The organism is Rhodoferax sp. (assembly GCF_023701345.1).
Classification (GTDB): Bacteria; Pseudomonadota; Gammaproteobacteria; order Burkholderiales; family Burkholderiaceae_C; genus Rhodoferax.
The window spans coordinates 1-3,870 of sequence record NZ_JAMPXE010000200.1; the positions used below are offsets into that span (position 1 = coordinate 1).

4 protein-coding genes and 2 pseudogenes are annotated in these 3,870 nt (G+C 61.3%); 2 read left to right on the top strand and 4 right to left on the bottom strand.

The features are described 5' to 3' along the window. Nucleotides 1-228: pseudogene (locus NDI87_RS16925) on the bottom strand (SAM-dependent methyltransferase); the annotation flags it as partial. Here NDI87_RS16925 and gloB point away from each other — a divergent pair. Together gloB and NDI87_RS16935 are read left to right on the top strand one after the other, a co-directional pair. Beyond that, entirely contained in the window at nucleotides 227-994 is a 768-nt protein-coding gene (gene gloB, locus NDI87_RS16930; RefSeq protein ID WP_296276753.1) for a hydroxyacylglutathione hydrolase, read from the top strand. The pseudogene NDI87_RS16925 and the gene gloB sit on opposite strands and share 2 nt — an antisense overlap. Continuing rightward, a complete protein-coding gene (locus NDI87_RS16935) occupies nucleotides 991-2,553 on the top strand; it encodes a transglycosylase SLT domain-containing protein (RefSeq protein WP_296276754.1) in 1,563 nt (520 codons plus the stop codon). Before gloB ends, NDI87_RS16935 begins: the two co-directional genes overlap by 4 nt. A gap of 5 nt (nucleotides 2,554-2,558) precedes the next feature. On the opposite strand, the gene recR is transcribed toward NDI87_RS16935, so the two are convergent. The 3 genes and pseudogenes from recR to NDI87_RS16950 all read right to left on the bottom strand — a co-directional run. Next, nucleotides 2,559-3,149, bottom strand: coding sequence for a recombination mediator RecR (recR, locus tag NDI87_RS16940; RefSeq protein ID WP_296276755.1), 591 nt, complete (start codon nucleotides 3,147-3,149; stop codon nucleotides 2,559-2,561). A gap of 144 nt (nucleotides 3,150-3,293) precedes the next feature. After that, nucleotides 3,294-3,626 (bottom strand): YbaB/EbfC family nucleoid-associated protein, encoded by a 333-nt coding sequence (locus NDI87_RS16945; RefSeq protein WP_296276756.1) that lies wholly within the window; start codon nucleotides 3,624-3,626, stop codon nucleotides 3,294-3,296. An 18-nt stretch (nucleotides 3,627-3,644) separates the two neighbouring features. Next, nucleotides 3,645-3,870: pseudogene (locus NDI87_RS16950) on the bottom strand (DNA polymerase III subunit gamma/tau); the annotation flags it as partial.

Sequence of the window (3,870 nt, forward strand, 5' to 3'; positions counted from 1 at the left end):
AAAGTCGGTGACAAAAGCGGCTTTTTCATGGGGTGTTTCAGTGGCCAGCCAGCGGTGCGGCATGCGGTTGGCGGCCAGCGCATCGAGTTCAGGCAAACCCAGTTGCAGGGCATGGAAACCGAACACATTGGCCACCACTGCAGCCATTTGCGCACGCTCCCACGCCAGCAGGTAAGCCCCGGGCGGTGTCGTCATCCATTCGTGCAAACCTATAATTTGTTCAGCCATGAAGTTAATTCCAATACCTGCTTTCAACGACAACTACATCTGGATGTTGCACGACGAACGTCGGGCGCTGGTGGTGGACCCCGGGGATGCACAACCCGTGCTGGCTGTCCTGGCACAGCATGGGCTGACACTGGAATCGATTTTAGTCACGCACCATCACGGCGACCACACCGGCGGGGTTGATGCCCTGCGCCAAAGCACCGGCGCGCAAGTGTATGGCCCCGCGGCCGAACGCATGCCCGAGCCGCTGCAACGGCTGGGCGACGGCGACATCATCACACCACTGGGATTACGTTTCGAGGTGCTGCTGGTGCCGGGCCACACCGCAGGGCACATTGCCTACTGGGGCCAGCTACCTGACGCAGACCCCGTTGTGTTTTGTGGTGACACCTTGTTCAGTGCCGGTTGCGGGCGCCTGTTTGAAGGCACACCCGGGCAAATGCTGGCCTCCTTGACACGGCTGGCCGCCTTGCCCGATACCACCCGCGTGTGTTGCGCCCATGAATATACTTTGGGAAATTTGCGTTTTGCGCTTGCCGTTGAGCCCGACAATACCGACTTGCTGGCTTACCAGACGCATGCCAGGACGCTGCGTCAGCAGTTTTTCCCCACGCTGCCCTCCTCGATCGGTCTTGAAAAAGCCGTGAACCCCTTTTTACGCACCCATTTGCCCAAGGTGGCCCATGCGGTGCAGCAGATCGATCACAATGCAGACGACCCGGTCGCTGTGTTTGCCGCCCTGCGAACCTGGAAAGATAAATTTTGAAACAACTTTTTTACGTTCTGACCTTGCTGTCAAGCCTCTGGCTGGCCGGCTGTGCGACATCCGTGCCCGCCGACAACACATCGACCGCTTCGGGCATTTCAGCCGGCAGCAAGACTGCCAGCGTGCCCTATGCCACCGACAGCAGCGCAGCGGTCTATCCGGGCGGCGGCCTCAAACCGCTGGCCAACGACCCTGCCTTGCGCTCACGCACCGTCCAATCCCTGTTGCCACCGGCCGACTTGTGGGAGCGTGTGCGCCGTGGCTTCGCCATGCCCGACCTCGACAACGACCTGGTGAGCGAGCGCGAGCTCTGGTACAGCAGCCGCCCCGACTACGTGGCGCGCATGACCGAGCGCGGCAGCAAATACCTGTTCTACATCGTGGAAGAACTGGAGCGGCGCGACATGCCCAGCGAGCTGGCGCTGCTGCCGTTCATTGAGAGCGCCTTCAATCCACAAGCGGTCTCCAGCGCCAAGGCCGCCGGCATGTGGCAATTCATGCCGGCCACGGGCAAGTACTTTGACCTCACACAGAACATGTTTCGCGACGACCGCCGTGATGTGATCGAATCAACCCGCGCCGCGCTCGACTACATGCAAAAGCTTTATCGTATGTTTGGCGACTGGCATCTGGCGCTGGCAGCTTACAACTGGGGTGAAGGCAGCGTGCAGCGGGCCATCAAGAAAGCCAAACAGACTGGCACGGGCACCAGCTATGACGATCTGGTCATGCCCATGGAAACCCGCTTGTATGTGCCCAAGCTGCAAGCCGTGAAAAACATTGTGGCCAACCCTGAGTCCTTCAGGGTGACGCTGCCAGAGATCGGCAACCACCCCTATTTCCAGAGCGTCGAGATTGAGCGCGACATCGACGTGGCGCTCGCAGCCGAACTCGCCGAGGTACCACTGGACGACTTTCGGGCGCTCAACCCATCGGCCAACAAACCGGTTTTATTGGCGGCCAGCAACTCCCAGATTCTGCTGCCCTGGGACAACGCCGAACGCTTTCAAAACAAGCTCGCAGCTTATACCGGGGGACGTCTGGCCAACTGGACCGCCTGGGTCGCCCCCACCACCCTCAGCCCGGAGGAGGCAGCCAGACGCGTCGGCATGAGCGAGACCGAGTTGCGCAGCGTCAACAAGATTCCGCCACGGATGCGGGTCCGGGCCGGATCAACCCTGCTGGTGCGCCGCTCGGCCAGCCTGAACAACGATGTCACAGAGCATGTCGCCAACAACGGCTTCCTGACCCTGGCACCCGACGTGGTTCTCAGAAAAACCGTGGTGAAAGCGGGCAAAAGAGACAACGTGGCCAGCATGGCCAGGCGCTTCAGCGTGAGCGCCCAGGTGCTGGCGGACTGGAACAAGGTGAGCACGTCAGCCACATTCAAACGGGGGCAATCGGTGGTGCTTTACTTGCCAGCCAAGGCACGCCCTGTGCGCAGCGCCAAGGCGCGCAGCAAAATGGCCGTTGCCAAAACGGCCATTGCAAAAACAGCCAAACGCGCACCTGCCAGGACAGCAGCCACGAAAAAACCCGTCAAGGTGGCTCGCCAGTAAACGACTCAGCGGCGGTCCATCAGCGCATGGGCGATGGTGCCCAGATCCACGTATTCAAGCTCGCTGCCCACCGGCACGCCGCGCGCCAGTCGCGTCAGGTGCAGGCCCCGGGCCTTGAGCCCTTCGCTGATGACGTGGGCCGTGGCCTCGCCCTCGGCCGTGAAATTGGTCGCCAGAATGACCTCTTGCACGCTGCCGTCCAGAGCCCGGTCAAACAACTTTTTCAGACCGATGTCGTGTGGGCCGATGCCATCCAATGGGCTGAGTTTTCCCATCAGTACAAAATAAAGCCCCTTGTAAGCACCGGTGCGCTCCATCGCTGACTGATCGGCCGGGGTTTCCACTACGCACAGTTTGCTGGCGTCGCGGCGGGTGTCCAGACAGGTGGCGCACACCTGGGCTTCGGTAAAGGTATGGCAGCGCTCGCAATGCTGCACCGTTTGCGCCGCATGCGCCAAAGCCAGCGCCAGCGTTTGCGCCCCGGGACGGTCATGCTGCAGCAAATGAAATGCCATGCGTTGCGCCGACTTGACCCCCACGCCCGGCAGGCGCCGCAGTCCCTGGATCAGCGCTTCAAGCGCGTTGGTGTCAGCCATCAAGCAACAAGGTTAGGGGAAGAGAACGTCGTCATGGCGAACACAGTGAAGCAATCCATGACCTCCGACTGCATGGACTGCCGCGCTGCGCTCCTTTCCATGACGGACCTCTTTCATGCTTCAAGATAAATGGATGCCATAAAGTTAGAACGGAAATTTCATGCCGCCGGGCAGGCCGGGCATGCCGGCGGTGATCTTGCCCATTTTTTCGGTTGAAGTTTCCTCGGCCTTGCGCACCGCGGCGTTGAAGGCCGCTGCCACCAGGTCTTCGAGCATGTCCTTGTCGTCGGCCAGCAGGCTGGGGTCGATGGTGACGCGTTTCACATCGTGCTTGCAGGTCATGGTGACCTTGACCAGGCCCGCGCCCGACTCGCCGGTGACCTCGATGTTGCCCAGTTCATCCTGGGCTTTTTTCATGTTGTCCTGCATCGCCTGCGCTTGCTTCATGAGGCCGGCGAGTTGTCCTTTGTTGAACATGGGGGAAATCCTTGGGTATCAGTGGAAAGTCAGTGGCTTGAGCGAGCCGGGCACGATTGTGCCGCCGAAGTCGCGCATCATCGTCTGCACGAAGGGGTCGGCCAGGATCTGCTGCTCGGCCTCTCGCTGGCGGCGTTCGGCCTCGGCGGCGTTGCGCCGCGCCGGCGAATCGCTCACGGCGCCCTGCTCCACCGCCAGTTCCACCGCGTGACCGATGGCCTGCAGGGCTGCGGCAAGGCGCTCG

Bases quoted from the DNA above. Each gene is read 5' to 3' on its own strand.
- gloB (WP_296276753.1), top strand. From the start codon at position 227: ATGAAGTTAATTCCAATACCTGCTTTCAACGACAACTACATCTGGATG.
- recR (WP_296276755.1), bottom strand. From the start codon at position 3,149: ATGGCTGACACCAACGCGCTTGAAGCGCTGATCCAGGGACTGCGGCGC.
- NDI87_RS16945 (WP_296276756.1), bottom strand. From the start codon at position 3,626: ATGTTCAACAAAGGACAACTCGCCGGCCTCATGAAGCAAGCGCAGGCG.